The organism is Egibacteraceae bacterium (genome assembly GCA_040905805.1).
GTDB lineage: Bacteria > Actinomycetota > Nitriliruptoria > Euzebyales > Egibacteraceae > DATLGH01.
Window position 1 is genome coordinate 1 of record JBBDQS010000070.1, and the last position, 6289, is coordinate 6289.

The following is a 6289-nucleotide window of genomic DNA, read 5'->3' on the forward strand; positions in this document are numbered from 1 at the left end:
CGAGATGCAGTTCGACGGGTTCACCTACCCCGCGTTCGAGCAGATCGTCAGCCACCTCGCCAAGATGCGGAACCGCTCGCGGGGCACCGTGCAGGTCCCCGTGGTCGTGCGCATCCCCTACGGGGGCGGCATCGGTGCGGTCGAGCACCACTCCGAGAGCCCGGAGAACTTCTTCGCCCACGTCGCCGGGCTGAAGGTGGTCTCCCCGGGGACGCCCGGCGACGGGTACTCGCTGCTGCGGGAGGCGATCGACTCCCCGGACCCGGTGATCTTCTTCGAGCCCAAGCGGCGCTACTGGCTGAAGGAGGACATCGACCTGCCGATCGCCACCGAGCCGTTCGGCCGGGCCGTCATCCGCAGGCCGGGGCGCACCGCCAGCCTGATCGCCTACGGACCGATGGTGCGCACATGCATGGAGACGGCCGAGGCCGCCACGGAGGAGGGCTGGGACCTCGAGGTCGTGGATGTCCGCACCCTCGTGCCCTTCGACCACGACACGGTGGTCGAGAGCGTGCGGCGCACCGGGCGGGCCATCGTCGTCCACGAGGCGCAGGTGTTCTCCGGCTTCGGTGCCGAGGTGGCCGCCCAGGTCGCCGAGCGGGCGTTCTACCACCTGGAGGCGCCCGTGCTGCGGGTCGGCGGGTTCGACGTGCCCTACCCCCCGGCCAAACTCGAGCAGTTCTACCTGCCCGACGTCGACCGCATCCTCGACGCCGTCGACCGGTCCCTGCGATTCTGATGATGGCGACGAAGGGCTTCTCATGGCGATGAAGGACTTCCTGCTGCCCGACCTCGGTGAGGGGTTGACCGAGGGCGAGGTGGTGCGCTGGCTCGTGGCGGTCGGCGATGCCGTCGTGGTCGACCAACCGGTGGCCGAGGTGGAGACCGCCAAAGCCGTCGTCGAGGTGCCGAGCCCCTTCGCGGGGACGGTGGCGGCGCTGCATGCCACCGAGGGCGACGAGGTGGCGGTTGGCCAACCGCTGGTCAGCGTCGAGGTCGAGGGTCAGGAGGGGGGTGCCGGCGGGTCGGGCGCCTCCGACGCCGGGGCCGGCAGCAACGGCGAGTCGGGCAGCGTGCTGGTCGGCTACGGCACGGGCGGGGGTCGGGGCCGCCGCCGCCGTGGCGGCGAGCAGCCGGCCGCGGTCGCGCCCCCGGGCGACCTGCCACGCGCGAAGCCGCCCGTGCGCAAGATGGCCAAGGACCTCGGGGTCGACCTCGCCGACGTGCCGGCGTCCGGGCCCGACGGCACGATCACCCGCGACGACGTGCGCGCCCACGCCGAAGGGCCGGGGGCGCCCGCGGCGTCCCTGGACGCATCCGCTGGCGAGACCGAGCCGGCCCCGGCGGCGCAGGGCGCGCACCGGGATCTCGTCGAGCGCATCCCCGTGCGCGGCGTGCGCAAGCTGGTGGGGGAGAAGATGACCCGGTCCCGCCGCGAGATCCCCGAGGCGACGACGTGGGTGGACTGCGACGCGACGGCGCTGATGGAGCTGCGCGACGACCTGCACGCCGACCACCCGGACGTGGGGATCACCCCCCTGGCGATCATCCTGCGCGCCTGCGTCGCCGGCCTGCGGGAGTTCCCGATGCTGAACGCGCGCCTGGACACCGACGCCCGGGAAATCGTCGTCCAGCGCTTCGTGAACCTGGGTTTCGCCGCCCAGACCGACCGGGGACTGGTCGTGCCCGTCATCAAGGACGCCGACCGCCGGTCCACGCTGGACATCGCGACCGAGCTGCGCCGCCTGGCCCGCGGCGCCCGGGACGGCACGCTCACCCCCGGGGAGATGACCGGGGGGACGTTCACCGTCAGCAACTACGGCTCGTTCGGCGTGGACGGCGCGAGCGCGATCATCAACCACCCGGAGGTCGCGATCTTCGGGACGGGGCGCATCAGCGACGGACCGTGGGCGGTGGACGGCGCCGTCACGGTCCGCAAGGTGATGCAGCTGTCGATCTCGTTCGACCACCGGGTCGCCGACGGCGGGGAGGCGGCCGGCTTCCTGCGCTACGTGGCCGACTGCGTGGAGAGCCCGACGAGGCTGCTCGCCGCGCTCTGACCGCCCACGGCGTCGGCATCCCAGATCGGGTGGCCGGGCCGCTGCGGCCGGCGACTTCGTGCGTCCGCGACCTGGCTGACTACCATCGGGGAGGCACCGCGCCACCCTTGCGCTGGTGCTCTCGGCCCATGCACGGCAGTTCGGAGCCCTGGTGTCCCACGACCAGCAGCGTCCAGCCCCACGACCCGCACCCCGCCGCACCACCAGCGCCTGGCTGCAAGAGACGCGCACGCGCGTCGCGGCCGGGGTCTTCACCGCCCTGGTCGTCATGTCGCTCGCGGTCTTCGCCATCGCCGACGCCGACAGCGGACCGGTGACACTCAGCTTGTCCGAGCTCGACGAGCGCATCATCGTCGGCGAGGCGGTCACGCTCACCCTGCAGGATCGCGTGCACACGGCGACGGTGGAGCTCACCGACGGCACGCTGGCCGAGTCGTCGTACCCTGAGGGCTTCTCCGCCGCGCTCGTCGAGTCCGCGCTCGCCGCCGATGTCGAGGTGACCGTCGAGCGAGGCTCCGCGATGCCGCCGGGCGCCCTGGTTGCCCGCCTGGGGGTGTTCGGCGTTCTCGGTCTCGGCCTCTTCTTGCTGCTGCGCGCCAGGCTGCGGTCGACCGGCATGCTCGGCAGCCGTCCACGGCAGGTCACGTCGCCGGCCACGCGGTTCGCCGACGTCGGAGGGGCGGAGGAGATCACCGACGAGCTCCGCGAGGTCGTCGCCTACCTCCGCGACCCCGACCAGTTTTCGCACCTGGGGGCCCGGGCGCCCAAGGGCGTCCTGCTGGTGGGGCCGCCGGGAACGGGCAAGACGCTGCTCGCCCGCGCGGTCGCCGGTGAGGCGGACGTACCGTTCTTCTCCCTGTCCGGCTCGGACTTCATCGAGAAGTTCGTCGGGGTCGGGGCCTCCCGGGTCCGGGGCGCATTCACGGAGGCGCGCAAGTCGGCGCGGGCGATCGTGTTCATCGACGAGCTCGACGCGATCGGCAAGAGCCGTGGCGGGGGACTGACGAGCAACGACGAGCGGGACAACACCCTGAACCAGCTGCTGGTCGAGATGGATGGGTTCGCCGAGTCCCAGATCGTCGTGCTCGCAGCGACCAACCGCCCGGACACCTTGGACACCGCGCTGATCCGCCCGGGGCGCTTCGACCGCCAGGTGAGCGTCGGCCCACCCGACCGCGCCGGCCGCGAGGCCATCCTGCGCCTGCACTTCGGCGACCGGCCCCTGGGCGCGATCGACCTGGCCGAGGCCGCGCGTCGGACGCCGGGGTTCACCGGCGCGGACCTCGCCAACCTGGTCAACCAGGCTGCGCTCGCCGCCGGGCGCGACGCCGCCACACGCATCGACCAGCGTCACGTCGACGCCGCGATCGCCACCGTCATGCTCGGCCCGGAGCGGCGCAGCCTGGAGGTCCTCCAGCGCGACCGTGAGATCACGGCGTGGCACGAGGCGGGCCACGCGGTGGCCGCATTCCTGGAGCCCCACGCGATGGACCCGGCCGGCGTCTCGATCGTGCCCCGCGGGCACGCCGGGGGGGTCACATGGATGACCGGTGACGACCACCAGTTCCTGCTGGCACCGCAGGCCCGGGCGCAGCTGGTCGTGGCCATGGCCGGCCGTGCCGCCGAGGAGCTCGTCTACGGCGCCGCCTACACCCAGGGCGCCTCGGGTGACCTGCGCTCGGCGACGGGGCTCGCCACCCGTATGGCGGCCGAGTTCGGTATGTCCGAGCTCGTGGGGCCGGTGTTCATCCACGAGGACGACCGGCGCCTCGGTGAGACCGCCGACGTGCTGCGCAGGGCGGTCCGCGAGCTGCTGGTCGCGGCGCTGGAGGGGGCCCGGGAGCTGCTCATCGGCAACCGGGTGCTGCTCGACGCGGTTGCGGAGGAGCTCCTGCAGCACGAGACGCTGAACGCGGCCGCGCTGCGGGGCATCGTCGACCGCGTCGACCGCGTCGACGGCCGCCGGCCACTGGCCGGTTGAGCCCGGCTTGCGCGCCCGGGTCAGGGCAGGCGCCGGCGGACCGCGTCGACCAGGCCGGTCGCCCCGGGGATGCGCAGACGCCAGGCCACGGCGAGGTACACCACGCCGAGCACGCCCGCCGCGACCGGGCCGGCGACCAGCGGCGGCAGGTCGTCCAGCAGCGGGCGCGCGGCCACGCCAGCGGCGGCGGCCGGCGCGATCGCCAGGACGGTGCGCCGCAGGTCGCCGCCGCCCAGCCGCGTCACACCGATCCGCCGGCCCACCGCCCGGCGCAGCAGCAGGTACTCCAGCCAGGCCCCCACCGCCGCCCCGAGGGCGAGCCCGAGCGCCCCCAGCCGCGGCACGTCCGGGGCGCTGTCGCGCATGGCCGCCGGCAACGGCGAGAACGCCGGCAGGTCGCCCATCAGGGCGACCCCGTCCGGGCTCACGCCGACCCGGTCGAGCTGCAGCATCAGGACCGCGCCTACCGCCGCCGAGATGGTGACCCGCAGCGCGCTGATCCTGGCCGGCGTGGCCACGTTGCCGATGGCGTAGAGGGCCGATTGGAGGAGCCGGGAGCCGGTCGAGGCGAACAGGCCCACGCTGTACCCCGCGAGGATCCCCCACACCTGCAGGGTGGCTGCGGTCCCGAACTCGCCGGTCTGGAAGATCGCGCCCACGACGAGGTCGCCGATCGCGAGATACACAGCGATGGTGGGCACGACGAAGAAGGCGATGCGGGCCAGTCCGCTGTCCAGTCGAACGAGGAGCACGCCCTGGTCGTCGGCGGTCGTGCTGGAGAGCTCCGGGAGCTCGGCGGCGGCCACGCTCATCCCGAACAGCGAGATCGGCAGCAGGTAGAGGATCTGGGCGTACCCAAGGGCGGCGAGGGCCCCGGCCACGAGGAAGCTCGCGAGGAGGGTGTCGACATAGGCCGACAGCTGGACGACCCCCCGGCCGGCGACGACCGGGCCGAACGCGCGGACGGCCCGGCGCACGCCGGGGTCGCCGGTGCGCAGGCTCGGACGCAGCCCGGGCACCAGACGCACCACCTTCGGCAGCTGCACCGCGAACTGCAGGACCCCCCCGGCCAACGTGCCCCACCCGAGCGCCGTGGCCAATCCGGCGAGCGCCGCGGATTCCTCCGAGCCGCCCCGGAAGACCGTCAGGCCGAAGCCGACGAGCACGGCGACCTGCACGGCGTTCAGCACGACCGGCGCCACGTAGGACAGGAAGAAGTGGCGGTGGCTGTTCAGGACCCCGAGGCACCACGCCGAGAGGACCAGGAACCCGATCCCGGGTGTGACGATGCGCACCAGCGTCACGGTGAGGTCGAACCGGGCCCCGGTGAACCCCGCGGCGATCACCCGGGTGATGGGTTCGGCGAAGAGCACACCGACGAGGACCAGGCTGCCGGTCAGGGCGGTCAGCAGGCCGGCGATGGCCCCGGCGACCACGCCGGCGTCCCGCTGGCGTCCCTCGGCGAGAAGCCGGCTGTACACGGGGATGAACGAGGCGGAGAGCACACCCTCGCCGAGGAGGTTCTGCAGCAGGTTCGGGATGCGCATCGCGGCGCGGAACGCGTCGGTGGCGAAGCTCGTGCCCAGGAAGTGGGCCATCGCCCGCTCGCGGACCAGCCCGCTGATCCGTGACAGGAAGATCCCCGCTGCCACCAGCGTGGACCCGCCTCGGGAGGAGGCGGCGGGCCGATCCGGGTCCGCCACACGTGCACCGTTCGTTCGATTGCGTGGCGGTGATGCTACGGGGCGCTTGTCGAGGTCACCCACCCGCGAGGTGTCGGGCGAGGAATGCTTCGGCGGCCGCGCGCAACCGCATGCGGTTGGCGGGCGTCGTGAGGCGGCCGCCCTCGCCCTCGAAGACGAGGTGGTCGTGGTCGAGGCCACGGTCGCGCAGCACGGCCACGAGCTCCGCGCTCTCGGCAGGTGTGACGCGCGGGTCGTCGGCGCTCTGGGCGAGGAGCAGCGGAATCGAGAGGTCATGGGCCCGCGACAGGGGGGAGCGCGCCCACAGCATGTCGGCGTCGGTGTCGGGGTGGCCGATGCGCCGGTGGAGCATGGCTCGCCGCGACGCCGGATGCGGCGGCACCGCGCGGAGCAGCGTCAGCAGGTTGGCGGGGGCGCAGGCGGCCAGCGCACAGGTGAACCGCTCGGGGGTGACGGTCGCGGCGCACAGGGCGGCGTAGCCACCGTAGGAGCTAGCCCGAGTTTCCTGGATAGCCGTGCGCTGATTGGTGTTTGTGCTGGTCAGC

At 73.4% G+C, this 6289-nt stretch carries 5 protein-coding genes; 3 read left to right on the top strand and 2 right to left on the bottom strand.

Translation table 11 applies throughout. The features are described from left to right. The 3 genes from WD250_07800 to WD250_07810 all read left to right on the top strand — a co-directional run. Positions 1 to 739: transketolase C-terminal domain-containing protein (locus WD250_07800; protein MEX2620108.1), on the top strand; the 739-nt coding region annotated here is incomplete at its 5' end. 22 nt (positions 740 to 761) lie between these two features. Beyond that, positions 762 to 2060 carry a dihydrolipoamide acetyltransferase family protein gene (locus WD250_07805; protein ID MEX2620109.1) on the top strand — a complete coding sequence of 433 codons (1299 nt, stop codon included), beginning with the start codon at positions 762 to 764 and terminating at the stop codon, positions 2058 to 2060. A 151-nt stretch (positions 2061 to 2211) separates the two neighbouring features. Beyond that, entirely contained in the window at positions 2212 to 4041 is a 1830-nt protein-coding gene (locus tag WD250_07810) for an AAA family ATPase (GenBank protein MEX2620110.1), read from the top strand. Positions 4042 to 4061: 20 nt separating this feature from the next. Here WD250_07810 and murJ read toward each other — a convergent pair whose 3' ends face one another. Beyond that, positions 4062 to 5744 (bottom strand): murein biosynthesis integral membrane protein MurJ, encoded by a 1683-nt coding sequence (gene murJ / locus WD250_07815; GenBank protein ID MEX2620111.1) that lies wholly within the window; start codon positions 5742 to 5744, stop codon positions 4062 to 4064. 55 nt (positions 5745 to 5799) lie between these two features. Further along, positions 5800 to 6289 (bottom strand): prolyl oligopeptidase family serine peptidase (locus tag WD250_07820; GenBank protein ID MEX2620112.1); only part of this gene is annotated, 490 nt, incomplete at its 5' end.